The 13,080-nt window shown below is 39.5% G+C and carries 11 protein-coding genes and 2 pseudogenes; 6 read left to right on the plus strand and 7 right to left on the minus strand.

Annotated elements, in window-relative coordinates:
- The first annotated feature begins 5 nt into the window (after positions 1-5).
- The 4 genes from FD724_RS22870 to FD724_RS22885 all read left to right on the plus strand — a co-directional run bounded on the left by FD724_RS22870 (position 6) and on the right by FD724_RS22885 (position 3,041).
- A complete protein-coding gene (locus FD724_RS22870) occupies positions 6-275 on the plus strand; it encodes a hypothetical protein (protein ID WP_179074204.1) in 270 nt (89 codons plus the stop codon).
- Positions 276-523: 248 nt separating this feature from the next.
- A complete protein-coding gene (locus FD724_RS22875) occupies positions 524-1,051 on the plus strand; it encodes a CAP domain-containing protein (protein ID WP_179074205.1) in 528 nt (175 codons plus the stop codon).
- A 723-nt stretch (positions 1,052-1,774) separates the two neighbouring features.
- Positions 1,775-2,323: a CAP domain-containing protein gene (locus FD724_RS22880; RefSeq protein ID WP_114082947.1), complete on the plus strand. Its 549-nt coding sequence runs from the start codon at positions 1,775-1,777 to the stop codon at positions 2,321-2,323.
- Positions 2,324-2,411: 88 nt separating this feature from the next.
- Entirely contained in the window at positions 2,412-3,041 is a 630-nt protein-coding gene (locus tag FD724_RS22885) for a ribonuclease H-like domain-containing protein (protein WP_114082948.1), read from the plus strand.
- A 505-nt stretch (positions 3,042-3,546) separates the two neighbouring features.
- Here the strand turns inward: FD724_RS22885 and FD724_RS22890 are convergent.
- Positions 3,547-3,993 (minus strand): annotated as a pseudogene (locus FD724_RS22890) (rhodanese-like domain-containing protein); the annotation flags it as partial.
- A gap of 244 nt (positions 3,994-4,237) precedes the next feature.
- Entirely contained in the window at positions 4,238-6,616 is a 2,379-nt protein-coding gene (locus FD724_RS22895) for an NACHT domain-containing NTPase (protein WP_179074207.1), read from the minus strand.
- A 531-nt stretch (positions 6,617-7,147) separates the two neighbouring features.
- On the opposite strand from FD724_RS22895, the gene FD724_RS22900 reads away from it, so the two are divergent.
- Entirely contained in the window at positions 7,148-7,867 is a 720-nt protein-coding gene (locus FD724_RS22900) for a response regulator transcription factor (protein WP_179075597.1), read from the plus strand.
- A 219-nt stretch (positions 7,868-8,086) separates the two neighbouring features.
- Here the strand turns inward: FD724_RS22900 and FD724_RS22905 are convergent.
- Together FD724_RS22905 and FD724_RS22910 are read right to left on the minus strand one after the other, a co-directional pair.
- A pseudogene (locus FD724_RS22905) lies at positions 8,087-9,246 on the minus strand (transposase).
- 320 nt (positions 9,247-9,566) lie between these two features.
- On the minus strand, positions 9,567-10,397 hold the full coding sequence (locus tag FD724_RS22910; protein ID WP_179072523.1) for an IS5 family transposase: 831 nt from the start codon (positions 10,395-10,397) through the stop codon (positions 9,567-9,569).
- Positions 10,398-10,487: 90 nt separating this feature from the next.
- On the opposite strand from FD724_RS22910, the gene FD724_RS22915 reads away from it, so the two are divergent.
- Entirely contained in the window at positions 10,488-11,270 is a 783-nt protein-coding gene (locus tag FD724_RS22915; RefSeq protein ID WP_179074208.1) for a protein rep, read from the plus strand.
- A gap of 55 nt (positions 11,271-11,325) precedes the next feature.
- On the opposite strand, the gene FD724_RS22920 is transcribed toward FD724_RS22915, so the two are convergent.
- From FD724_RS22920 to FD724_RS22930, 3 genes are all read right to left on the minus strand, one after another.
- Positions 11,326-11,811 carry a hypothetical protein gene (locus FD724_RS22920; RefSeq protein ID WP_179074209.1) on the minus strand — a complete coding sequence of 162 codons (486 nt, stop codon included), beginning with the start codon at positions 11,809-11,811 and terminating at the stop codon, positions 11,326-11,328.
- 625 nt (positions 11,812-12,436) lie between these two features.
- Positions 12,437-12,733 (minus strand): DNA-binding protein, encoded by a 297-nt coding sequence (locus FD724_RS22925; RefSeq protein ID WP_179074210.1) that lies wholly within the window; start codon positions 12,731-12,733, stop codon positions 12,437-12,439.
- Positions 12,726-13,064: a type II toxin-antitoxin system RelE/ParE family toxin gene (locus tag FD724_RS22930; protein WP_179074211.1), complete on the minus strand. Its 339-nt coding sequence runs from the start codon at positions 13,062-13,064 to the stop codon at positions 12,726-12,728. The genes FD724_RS22925 and FD724_RS22930 overlap by 8 nt, the downstream gene beginning before the upstream one ends.
- Positions 13,065-13,080: the final 16 nt, after the last annotated feature.

A 13,080-nucleotide genomic window follows, 5' to 3' on the forward strand; every position in this document is an offset into this window, starting at 1 on the left:
TTAGGATGACAAAAATAGCTAAGGGCAAACGACCTGTTTACTTAGACAATCCACAAATCGATAAATTGTTAGCGATGGTCATGGCTTTGACTGGCGAGGTGTCTGTGCTGCATGAGCGTCTGGACACCATTGAAAGGTTACTGGAGGTTAAAGGTATTTTATCGGCTACTGAGATCGAAGCTTACGAACCAGATGCAAAAGTAACAAAAGAGCGAGAACAGTGGCGTGCAGAATATATTGCACGGGTGTTACGTGTGGTGCAAGAAGAGTTATAAACTCTCAACCAAAGCTAGTCGCACAGAGGCTTTAGTGGATAAAATTATGCTATTTAAATAGCGAAGATAATCCTAATGGTAGAGGGAATTTTTTCATAAACAGCACTTTTTTCGTAAGATTGTGAATTTTAAAGTTTTGTAGTCGCGTTTGAACAAAAAAGAGCATAAACAGAAATATATAGACCTATAAGCAATTTGTCACATTTAGATTAGTTTGATTAGATTGTCTGGAACTTTACTTTCAGCACATGATTAAAAGAACAATCTACGGGGTTGCTTTAGGCACTATTATCCTCAGTAGCGGAGCGATCGCTACTCCCATAACAAATTCAACTTTTACACCAGTGTCTTCATCTATATCAAGTGATGCTTTTAAGATTGCAGCATCTAGTATAAATACTACTGCTGTAGAGCAATCGGTTTTCAACCAAATTAATAGCTACAGAACTTCCCAAAGGCTACCAGCACTGACTCGTAATTCTGCTATCGATAATCAAGCCAGGATTCATAGTCAGAATATGGCTAGTGGGAAAGTTCCCTTTGGACATACAGGATTTTCAGAGCGTATTAAAGCAGTCGGTATTTCTTACACATCTGCTGGTGAAAATGTTGCTTACAACCAAGGATATACTGACCCTGCGACGAAAGCCGTTCAAGGCTGGCTTAACAGTCCAGGGCATCTAGCCAACATCAAAGGCAATTTTAATAAGACGGGGATTGGTGTCGCCAGCACTAGTACAGGCAAAGTCTACTTCACACAGATTTTCTTTCGCTGATATAGCGGTTCTCAATTGCATAGAATATAGACTTAACAAGAGCAACCCCTTACCTACTAGCGTTGGGCAGGGTGGATTAATTGTGCGGAGAGAAAATTTGTAATCCCCGTAACCTCGTCAGCCTGCTAACAGGGGAACTGGATTTATGAACGCAAGAATGAGGGTTTTAATTTTTCTCTCTAGACAATTAATCCACCCTGCTTACCTACTAGCGTTGGGGAGTAAGATTCAAAACCTATCTCATAAAAGTTTTCTCAAATTCCCCAGACTTCAGTCTGGGGAAAAAGCTTGTTCTAAATTAGGACTTACGCAAAAATGCAGTGAAAGCCTTAATTTACCGTAGGGGCAATACTCTGCGGGAAGCCGCTTCTCTACGAGACGCTCCGCGAATGCATTTATATGAATGCCCCAACATTTCATCCCTGATGTGTAAGTCTTATAAATTAAATGTTGAATCATGTAGTATTTAATAGACAAATGTAATTGGAAATACATTATTTTTTATTAATTCATGAAAATCTGAAATTCTCAGCAAAAATAACCGTTATTTTATGAAGATGAACTATTGAAATATTGACAATTGGAAATGATTTTTTCTATTTCTTGTAAAGGATGCAGCCAGATTGCCGAAATTCATCAATCCTTAATAGTATCGTGGTATATATCGTTGGAACAATAAGGTAGAGTAGAAGTCTTATATCTCTACACATCACGCAATTCTCCATGTTCCGACAAACTGCTTTTGGCATCGCTTTAAGTGCGCTTGTCCTTGCTAGTGGATTAACGACTGTTCCGATACCAAATCATCCTTCTACGAATACATCCACCCGTAATAAGCTGTTGTCGCTTTTTTCCAGTCAGGTTGCAATATCGACTCCTACTTTTAAAACTACTGAGCTAGAAAAATCAGTTTTTGAGCAAATTAATCGATATCGGGCTGCTAAAGGACTGCCAAAGTTGACCCTGAATGCAAATATTACTCGACAGGCAAGAATTCATAGTCAGAATATGGCTAAGGGGAAAACCCCATTTAGCCATCAGGGATTTGAAGGCAGAGTCAAAGCTGTTCCTATTCGCTACAACAGTGCGGCGGAAAATGTTGCTTTTAACCGGGGATATAGCAACCCCGTAGAGGAAGCTGTTACTGGTTGGATCAACAGTCCCGGACATCTAAAGAATCTGAAAGGAAATTACAACCTGACTGGAATTGGCGTTGCTACTAATAATCAAGGCGAAGTCTACCTGACACAAATCTTTTTTCGCACTAGGTAGATTTAATTTATGATTTTTTGCACAATAATAATGTAGTGTCTGACAAGACTTGTATCTTTTGGACACTGCTATTATTTTTGAACAATTCATGACATTACAAGATTTTCAGGTAAGCGATCGCGATCTCAGTGACGCGGCCCTTGGACAGTATTTAGAATCGACAGCGATCGCAGTTGACACAGAAACGATGGGATTATTGCCACAGCGCGATCGCTTGTGTCTTGTCCAGCTGTGCAACCTAGAAGGGAAAGTCACTGTAATTCGCATAGCCAAAGGACAAACAGAGGCCCCAAATTTAAAAAAACTCTTCGAAGCGGCCAATGTTGTAAAAGTGTTTCACTTTGCTCGCTTTGACATTGCCACTTTGCGCGCCAATCTGGGGATTCAGGTTAGCCCTGTTTTTTGCACCAAAATTGCTAGTAAGTTAGCCCGTACTTACACAAATCGCCACGGACTCAAAGATGTGGTGCAAGAGTTAGAAAAAGTAGAACTAGATAAAAGCTCTCAAAGTTCTGATTGGGGTAACGCCATTAGCTTATCTGAAGCTCAACTTAGTTATGCTGCCAATGATGTGCGTTACTTACTTAGTGTGCAGCAGAAATTAACAGAAATGCTCAAACGAGAAGAACGCTGGGAAATTGCTCAAGAATGTTTTGAATTTTTGCCAACGATAGTTTCTTTAGATTTATTGCAATTTAAGGATTTATTTGAACATTAGAGCAAACACTAAATCTATTTCAAAATAGTGTATTGGGTATTGCAAGAGAGATTTTCATCTTTCCTTGTGAGTGTAATTCATGGAGTCTCTTACAACATTTGTTGATGCTGTCCTCCAGCATTAAAAGTCAAAATATTCTGTCTTTCGACTTGTGAATTGTGACTTCTCTACTCATAGAAAATCAAGATTAGACCTCTTGGAAAATTCTCTAACACCCCACCTGTAGTCTCTCCCTGCAAGCAGACAGGGGAGACTTTGATGTAAGTCAAAGGTATAGTGGGGTTTTATTCTTGATTTCTGCAAGAGGTCTATCGCTAATTTTCTCAGTTATTTTTGCCTAAGAGCCGATATTGGAATCATCTCTGTCTTTAGATTCACTAATGCCTTCTTTAATATTGCTAGCTCCCTCTTGAATACCTTCTTTAAGATTGCTAGCTCCTTCTTGAATGCTGTCTTTGAGGTTACTAGCTCCTTTCTTGATGGCTTCCGTCGCGCTAGTACCTCCCTTTGGCTGATTTTGTTCGTGATTCTTTAGCCGATCTACGATATTGTAGTCGTCTGCACCTGCGGGAGTTTTTGATTCAACAATCCCTTCTGTTGGGCCACCAATAGCCTTCCATCCAGCAAGACCACCTATAAGTTGAGAGACATGCTCAAATCCGTTAGAACGCAGTTGTTGCGCGGCTTGGGCAGTTTCTTCTTCATTAGCGCCGTAAACGTAAATATCACGACTCTTATCTAAAGAAGGTACTGCACGCTTTACCAATTCATCTATTGGCATGGGCATCGCTCCCATAATGTGACCTTGATTGAAGGTGTTGCGATCGCGCACATCCAGTATTGTAAAAGCTGGTTCGCCCCATTCTAAACGAGATTTTAGGACATGAGCATCAGATTGTCCTTGTATTGGTGGTTGTGGGGGAATGATGCCGCCTACTAAATTGTTAACCATAGGTATTCCTTGCTGACGATATTAATAGCAATTTAACGGAGTCAATATATTTAATTACTCTTTCTCTAGGCTGAATCTATTCAAAATCTCTCTTGAGATAGAGTAGCTAATTAAAATATTTTCTACCATTTAACCCATTGCAAATATAGTCAAATTGAACTATTAAAAGAGATTTTTATTTAGATTAATTTTAATAAAATATTTAAAATTATCCTATCCAAAATCGTCTAAAAATTAAAAATATTCAGCGAATATTAGAGGAATTACGTAGCTTTTCAATATCTGCGCTCGCTAATAATAATGTTTCTTCAATCTCGTGCCGCACTATTGGAGTTACATCAGCCGCAATATTGAGGCAATCAACTAGTAATTTATTACCATAATAATATTTTTGGAGCAATTCTTTTTGCTGTTCGTTGAACTGCCAATCATAACCAATATGGCGATGCTTAATTAGCATATCTCTTAATTGTTCACCCCAAATTTTACTTTTAGCTTTCCACCAGTCCCTAAACTGCTCTGGATTACTATCTATTTTTGGTAATTGTTTCTTGAGTTTTTGCAGCACTTGCTTAAATTTAAGATCAACAACAACCTCAATAGCTTTATCAAAGGCAATAACAAGGGCATAAGCATGATCGAGGGCATCGTTGAGGGTATGCTCAAAGGCAAAGTCAAGATCGTGAATACAGGCAACAGTACTGAATAAAAACTCATCTAATACAAGCTCTGCATTAAAGGTGATGTTACCTACAAGAGCGCACTCAAGGTCATAACCAGAGGTATAGACAAAAGCATTATGTCTACTGCAAATGCAAGAGCTTCGCTCAACGCAAACGAGATAAAAAGCACGAACACCTGCTGCTTTGTAACTACTAGAAACTGAACTAGATTTTTGGTGCAGCCAGGTTAAAAAATACTGTAATTTTTCGTCGTCAGCCAATAGCAAATCAACTTTTTGTTTCATCAACTGTAGTATTCCGTTAGCATTTGGCAACATACTAACAGCTAGTAAAAATACTTGCCGCCAGTGCCTTTCAGTTATATGATTGACGAGATTGTTACAATCATAGTCTTGGTAACTTTCAACAATTTTTCGAGCCGTGAAATACTCTTGAAATGTCAGATGAGAAAAAGAGTAAATTCCCCGTGCCCTTTCCACCAATAACCCATTTTGTACCTCAATTGCTTTTAGCAGTGCTTCATTATCTAACTGGCATTCAGTTGAATCGGAGTTAAGATTTTGTATGGGTTCAAGATAGTCAGCAATAAGTTGCAGGATATTTTCTTGCTCAAAAAAGTATTTTTTTTGCTCAAAAGTGATAGCTGCAAGTTGAAAAATCAGTTTTTTCTTACTTGCTAGAGTTAAATTGTAAGCAACGCGATCGCGTTTAATTCCTCTGACTTCATCCCATCTGACCAATAAAATGTTCAGTGCTTGCTCATATAACTTGGCTGGATTTACGGGAAATTGATTTTTTACTTGAAACACTAAGCAAATCAAATGCAGCAGTAAGGGAGTGACCGCCAATTCTCGGATATGCTGATTTTCTGGTAGATGAAGCTGATTAATAAATAAATTTCCTATTGCTTCCCCATCTTCTTTAGACTTAAGAGCAACTCCAACAAACCAATTTTTGGCAAACAATTCTATTTGTCCTTGGTCAAAGTCTTCTAACTCAACTTCAGTAAATCCCTGAAATCTATATTTTTGGGCAGCAATTCGACAGCTAATAACAAACTTATTTTTGTAAAAAGTTTGGGTAAGTCTCCGAATTTCGATTGTTAATTGTTCTGCCTTTTCTGCTGGCACTTCATCTAATCCATCTAGCAAAATCAGCAGTTTTCCTTCTGTCAGCAGAGTTTTAGTTGATTCCTTTTCAACACCACAATTGAGAAAATCTTGGATGATGTAGTTTAATAGATTGAATTCACTATCATTTTTGACATCTTCAGCAAATTCTTTCATCCTAATAAAAGTTGCGATGCGGTTTGGCTGAAAATCGCCTTTGTTACACTCAATTGCTAGATATTGTAAAAATATAGTTTTACCTGACCCTGGTTTACCCAGCACCATCAGTTTTGAGTGCCTTAATACTGCTTCCAACCCTGGTAATCTTCTCTGACGGTTGTATCCTCCAAGTTGATTAAAGTCTGATTCAGATTTCAAGTCTTTCAACAGGTCAGAAATTTCTTGCCATTGCAGGCTTACTATCTCCTCTAAGACATTAGTATTGGTGTAAATATCCATCAGTTGGACTGTCTGGGAAATGTCCAACATTTGCACATTATTGCATTGGTCTTGGATTTTCTCTTGGCGCTTTTGACGCACTTCCCGCACCAGTGTATCAAGGTCAGTACCTTTGATTTGCGTCTTAGTAGTTACCTCAAACGCCACATTTTCAGGTAAACCAGCAACCTTTTGCCAAGACAACCCTAGCTGTTGGCAAATTTGCACAAAACAAGATCGGGAAACTGACTCACCTGCAAAAAATTTGGAAACTGGTTGACGTGTAATGCCTAAAGCTATTGCTAATTTATGCTGACTCCAAGTTTTGTCTGTTAAAGCTGTTTTTGCTGCCCTTATACCTTCTGGTGATGCTCTGAGTCCTTGGCTTGTCATAGTCTCAGGCTGAAATTTGTAGTATAGTATATGCTTAAAAGGGTAGCTACATGTAAATGCACGTAGAGTGAATTTTCGTAGTCCCTCTTCAGGAGCAGATACTAGTTAGTTCAAGTAGGATTGGGTAGAATCTAAATTGGCTTATGGCCTAGTTTGTGGGTCTTTACGAATCACTAATTAATCAGGGAGTACATTGCTTTTCCAAAATTGTAGGAAACTGCCGCAGCGTCTGGTGTCTCTCTAGACTATTTTTGATTATAAAAATTGTCTCACATTACACTTGTCTTAAGTATTAAAGTCAATAATTATACAATGTAAATTCAAAATCATACAAAAATCATACAAAAATCATACAATTTATCAGCATTACGGTGGCTGAAGTTTTCATGAACTTCATGGAAAATTAATTGTATACAAGTACTACAGTAGCGATCGTACTCAGCAGAGACGCGCGTGAATCCACTCTCAACAGAAACACGTACAGCAAAACTGGGACAACAGCGAATCGCCCAATCTACAATAGGCAGCATTATGGTTATGATTACCGCTACTACTCCTAAAATTCTGATTGTTGATGACGACTTCGGCGTGAGAAATCTCGTTCATCGTTTTTTGAGTCGGAAATATCAAATAGAGGCAGCAGCAGATGGTAAGACTGCCTTATCGATGTTTGAGCAATTCAACCCAGCCTTAGTAATTCTGGATTGGAATTTGCCAGATGTTAATGGTTATAGCCTTTGTCAAGAAATGCAGAGTCGTACTAATGTTTTAGTGCTGATACTGACTAGTAGGACTGATGAAGCTGATAAAATTAAAATCTTGAGTGCAGGTGCTGATGATTTCATGACTAAACCATTTAGTCTTGCAGAAGTAGAAGTGAGAATAGAAGCTCTTTTGAGGCGGATACGCTACATCAATCCTTCACCAACACAACGGATCATTTTCAAACAGCTAGTAATTAACCCAGAGGGACGGGAGGTAATACTAAACGATAAGCTTCTCGCTTTAACAGCACTGGAATTTAATATTTTACATTTTTTGGCAAGTCATCCTAATCAGGCTTGGAGTCGCCCACAGTTAATCCAAAAAATCTGGGGTTGCGACTACGTAGGAGATGGCCGGGTGGTTGACGTACATATTGGTCAGCTTCGCAAGAAGATGGAAGTCGATCCTAGCGTACCAGAGTTTATTAAAACTGTACGCGGCTATGGTTATAAGTTTGAAGCACCCGAAGAAAATTCTAGTTCCTGAGCTTTGCGATTTTAGGAGTAGTTTATAACACAAAATGACTCATCTGAGTCAGCATTAGTCTTATTATTTACTTAAATACTTTTACTGAGGCTTGACCGTATAACTTGCGTTAGTTTGGGGCGTTGATACAAACCATTTGGTGATTTCGTGTCTGCTCAAGCCTCAGACAGTAACTTTATTACTTTTAATACTTAGTGGTGCAGAAAACTTTCCGAAGTCTCAAGTTGAGAACACAGTGACACGGGAGAACTCAATTTGTTGCTCTATCTGCGTTCGTTTTTTAAGTGAAGCAGTGGCAGATGGGGGACTCTTCCGAGGTAAGGTAGCTAATAGAGGAATTGGGAGGCGTTGATAACACAACCGTTCAATTTCGCGTAATCCTAATTGTAAGAAACTCAATCCCCTCTGGCTGTGCCAATCCAGCATTTTGCGCCGACCTTCACCGACCACCACCACCGCAACAGCAATAGCAATTAAGGTGGCAGGCGCTAGCAACATCAACAAACAATTCAGCGCTTGAGGGTCGCGCAAGTGGGAGCGGATGAGTTCAAAAGCGGCGGACTTATAATCCTTAAAATGTGGCTCAATGCCGCCAAATCGCTGACCATAAACCTCAAAAGTCTGCAAGGACGGCGGCACATCGGAGAGGACAGCCCAAGCCTCACTTGCCAGAGCTAAATGAGCGGTGGCGAGATGACACTCAATGTCCTGCAAAACTTTGACTTTTCGAAACAGATAAGCTTCGCCCTCTTGGGGAAGCAAGTTTGCAACCGCAGCCGTTTGACCATTGGAGAGGGTAATGTTCAAGTCCGATTTCGCCCGAATAGACCACGACCATTGATGCTCCCGTAACCACCGGATCAACGCACCATGTTCAAATCCTCGATCCGCTAACAACGTCACATGACATTCTGTTTAAGCAGCAGCCTTAACGTCGTTTCTAACACGGGGCAGTAGTCCTCAAAGCCCACGGTGGCACTGCCATGCTCCAATACCGTTTGACCAAGTGGAATAGAGCGTCCACCCCAAACTAAACAGATCTCAATTAAGCAATATTGATCCCATAACATACTGGTATCAAGTGTTAGTGTCATCGCCATGCCCTCCCAGGAGTTCAAGAACTGCTGCAACATAGGAAAATAGAAGGTTTCGGCAGTGATTTTGGGATTATGGACAAAGTAGTTTAAGCGCTCCATGTGGCTGCGAGCTTTGCACTCCCTATGACTCAGATAGGGCAACCAGTGGCTCAGACAGGCGCTTTGAGCTTGCAAAATGGCGGCGACATTCTCACAAAAGACTTGCAGATGTCGTTGATCTTGGGGACAAATCCATTGACTTAGTTGAACTTGCAGTTGACGATAAAGATGGGGGACTGACATGGAGTAGTTTTTGTGTGGAAACTTGAGCATCCCATGTCTTCCCCCTCTCTGTCACCCTTGTCTTAGTAAAATTCCCCATATATCAAGCCTTCAGGACTTTTCTGCACCACTAAGCTTTTAATATATCGTCTCAAGATAAATTTCAGAAAAATCAAAACTTACAAAGTTTATCCGAAGTTTCGCCTATAGGTAAAATTTGGGATAAGCACAGAGCTAATACTGATAAAGTTTTGTATTATTACGCCAAAGCAGACGAACATTAGACCTCTTGCAAAAAAGTTTTGTGGTATGATTGAGGGCTGACTAAATCCAAGAGAAATTTAGGCTTCTTTTTGAACTTCATAATTATAAATCCCAGCAATTAAATGACAGCGCAATCCAAAACGTTTCCTACGATTGCGGTAGCGCTGACTTAAAATCCGAAAAACTTTTAAACGCCGATTAACATGTTCAATCACTACTCGGCGACTCGCTAAAGCGCGGTTGGATTGCTTTTGTTCCTTGGTTAACTTACCTCCTTTAGGTTTCTTCTGAGGTAAGTGACTATTAGTGTGTAATTTAGAAATTCCTTGGTAGCCACTGTCTTCTAAGCTTTCGGTTTCGGAGTGAAAACGAACCTTACTCTCTACAAATAGTTTGTAGTCATGTTTGCGGCCAGAACCGTTTACAATACAACGAATTTCTTGGGTTGTTAGGTCAATTATCAATTGAGATTTGAGAGTATGCCGTTTTTGTTTACCACTATAAAAGCGTTTTTGCCCGTGTTTCGGACGTTCAATTTGACTCTCTGTTACATCCATCACAGCTGTTTTCGGTTTCTGTGATGAGATCAACAAGGACTTTTTTCCTCCTAAACGGAATTTTCCAGAACTGATTAATGTGCTTTCAACCCAATGTACTATCCGGCAAACCGTTGATTCTGATACTTGCCAGTCACTAGCAATGTGGAAGTAAGTCCGATATTCTCTCCAATACTGTAGGCAAACTAAAGCTTGGTCTTCCAAGCCTAGCTTGTTCGGATAACCTCGTGTTTGCTTAAAACTGGTTGTATGTTCTAATACCTTAACCATCTCATCGAAAGTACGTCGTTGTACCCCGACCAAACGTTTGAACTGCCGATTCGATAACTTTTTTGTTTGCTCGTATCGCATAAGTAGTATTGATTCAAGCGACAAAACTTTACATCATACCATAAAATATTTTTGCAAGAGGTCTATTATTTTCACCAGTATGCTTGGCGCATGAAAATATGTTCCGAGTTGCTGAAATTTCAATTAGTACCAGACGAATCGGAAGGTATTCTCGAGTTAAAGTTATCCGATGCCCGATTTTGTAGAGTTCGTCACTGTCCGGTTTGTCAGTGGCGGCGATCGCTAATGTGGAAAGCAAGAGCTTACAAAATTCTCCCACAGGTTGTAACTGATTACCCCAACTACCGTTGGCTATTTGTCACCTTAACAGTAAAAAATTGCCAGATTAAGGAACTCAGGGAAAACTTGGATTCGATAAATAAGGCTTTTAAGCGATTTACTGAATTGAAAGTATGGCCTGCAAAAGGTTGGGTGAAGTCTATCGAAGTAACTAAAGGTAGAGATGGAGTTTCAGCACACCCGCATTTACATATTTTGGCAATGGTGCCGCCTTCCTATTTCAGCCATGCCTATCTTTCTCATGCCAAATGGGTAGCGTTATGGCAGCAGTGCTTACGGATTGATTACCACCCTGTTGTTCATACTAGCGCGATCGCAAAGCATCATAACCCGTCACTACTTATCCCAGAAATTCTCAAGTATCAGGTGAAAGAGTCAGATTTGGTGGGTGATAGAGAATGGTTTTTAGAGTTAACCCGTCAATTGCATAAAAGTAGAGCGATCGCTGTTGGGGGTATACTCAGGCAGTATATGCGCGAATTAGAGGAGAAAAACCAAGACCTCATTGATGAAAGTGAAGAGACAGATGAGGTGGATGGGAAGAGTTTATATTTCCGATGGGAGCGCAAGTTACAAAGATTTAATATAGAGTGACATCAGCGATACAATAACAGCCTCATAATCCTTACATGAAAAGGATTACATAAGTTTAGAACTGTAGAAACTGTGACTTAATCCGGCGAAAGGACAAAGACCAGCGATCAGATACAACCGGAAGTAGTTCATGGGGAATATTAGAATTAAACTTGATAACCTGACCATCTTCGAGGTGATGTTCCTGATTATCAATGCGGAAAGTTGCACATCCAATATTGACTAATACTACCAGAGGTTCAAAAACGGAGTGGTCGCAGTGTTCTATCATGCCACCACCTGGACGATAATGGCAGAGTAAAGCACAATTCCATCCTGGAAAAATGCGATCGCCAAGTCGATTAACCCTCGCATCCCAATGTCCTTTCTTGATTTTCGCATTAGGCTTTAGTAGTATTACCTCGTATCCAAACCATTTGTGAGTTCGATCAAAAGCAACCCGACTAGAAGACATTGACTTCATGCCAAATTGATGATAAGTCCAATCATGAAGACTTTGAAGGTCAGTACGAACGTGTCCAATAGTTATATCGGAATTCATTATTAACTCCTAAAAATCAAAATTCATTACTCCAAGGCGTTAGCCGGTTCAATTTCCGCTACAACACGAAGTGTTTAAGAAAAAATATTTAAAGTCTATTCCACTACACGACTATTGGAATACAACTCTTTATTTATTTTCTTCATATACTTTTAGGCATTTGCCTATTCATTCTTTCTTCAGCGCGAAGCGTTCAAGAAAAAATATTTAAAGTCTATTCCACTCCACGACTATTGGAGTGCAACTCTTTAATTCCTTTCTTCATTTCTCTAGACGTTAGCCTCTTTTTTCTCTAACCCAAAAAGCACAAAAAAATAAATACCAGCCATCCGTTTTTTGAATAACTGGTATTTATAAATCACCTTTACTTGAAGCTAGTAAATAGGTTCGATGCTCAAGCCAAAGAGTTAAAGTAATAAATTAGAATTTTCATATATACTGTTAAATGACAGCTTCCAAAATTAGGAAACAAAAAAAACCAGACAAACAATTAGTGAATGACTGGAATATGCAAAGTAGCTTTCCTCAAAATTAGTAAATAACTTTGAGAGGCGATTTATAAATTGTAAAAATAAATTGGGAAGGTATAAGACTGAGCGATTTAAACTGTCTTTAAAAAATCACCTCATACTGACTTCACTGTTACTGCTAGCTGTAATCCCAAGGCATCCAGCAATTTCCTCAGACAATAAAATTCAATTTCTCCTTGTTCAGATAATATCAAGTCAAGTTGTTCATAGGATTGTTTAACTTGCGCTGGAAACTGAGCAATTCCACCCTGTGCCTCAATTACATTCTTGAGCGCTTTTCCTAACATTTTAGGATCACCCTCTTCTAGAACTACTTCGATATAAGATGCTGCTTCTAGTGGATCTTGGAGACGTTTAACTAGTCCTTCGTGATAGCTTGCACTTCTAGGCATTATCTCTACTCCTATAGTCTTTCCAATATTCCTGAGCTTTATCAACATCTTGTTTCTGAGTGCTTTTATCTCCACCACACAAAAGAATAATAATTGTTATCCCTTCTTGTGCAAAGTATATGCGGTAGCCTGGCCCATAGTCGATTCTCAATTCAAAAACACCTTCTCCAACTGACTTACAATCACCTAAATTACCATCTTCAACTCGGTCAATTCTGGCTCTTATTTTAGCTTTTGCTCTTCTATCTCGCAGAGAATCAAGCCACTCATCAAAAATATTTTTTCCATCTACTGTCAGATAATTCCTAATTTCTCTTGGTTGGACTTCCATGATTCTTTGGACAAAT

This window comes from Nostoc sp. C057 (assembly GCF_013393925.1).
GTDB classification, from domain to species: Bacteria; Cyanobacteriota; Cyanobacteriia; order Cyanobacteriales; family Nostocaceae; genus Nostoc; species Nostoc muscorum_A.

Bases quoted from the DNA above. Each gene is read 5' to 3' on its own strand.
- FD724_RS22870 (WP_179074204.1), top strand. From the start codon at position 6: ATGACAAAAATAGCTAAGGGCAAACGACCTGTTTACTTAGACAATCCA.
- FD724_RS22875 (WP_179074205.1), top strand. From the start codon at position 524: ATGATTAAAAGAACAATCTACGGGGTTGCTTTAGGCACTATTATCCTC.
- FD724_RS22880 (WP_114082947.1), top strand. From the start codon at position 1,775: ATGTTCCGACAAACTGCTTTTGGCATCGCTTTAAGTGCGCTTGTCCTT.
- FD724_RS22885 (WP_114082948.1), top strand. From the start codon at position 2,412: ATGACATTACAAGATTTTCAGGTAAGCGATCGCGATCTCAGTGACGCG.
- FD724_RS22895 (WP_179074207.1), bottom strand. From the start codon at position 6,616: ATGACAAGCCAAGGACTCAGAGCATCACCAGAAGGTATAAGGGCAGCA.
- FD724_RS22900 (WP_179075597.1), top strand. From the start codon at position 7,148: ATGGTTATGATTACCGCTACTACTCCTAAAATTCTGATTGTTGATGAC.
- FD724_RS22910 (WP_179072523.1), bottom strand. From the start codon at position 10,397: ATGCGATACGAGCAAACAAAAAAGTTATCGAATCGGCAGTTCAAACGT.
- FD724_RS22915 (WP_179074208.1), top strand. From the start codon at position 10,488: ATGAAAATATGTTCCGAGTTGCTGAAATTTCAATTAGTACCAGACGAA.
- FD724_RS22920 (WP_179074209.1), bottom strand. From the start codon at position 11,811: ATGAATTCCGATATAACTATTGGACACGTTCGTACTGACCTTCAAAGT.
- FD724_RS22925 (WP_179074210.1), bottom strand. From the start codon at position 12,733: ATGCCTAGAAGTGCAAGCTATCACGAAGGACTAGTTAAACGTCTCCAA.
- FD724_RS22930 (WP_179074211.1), bottom strand. From the start codon at position 13,064: ATGGAAGTCCAACCAAGAGAAATTAGGAATTATCTGACAGTAGATGGA.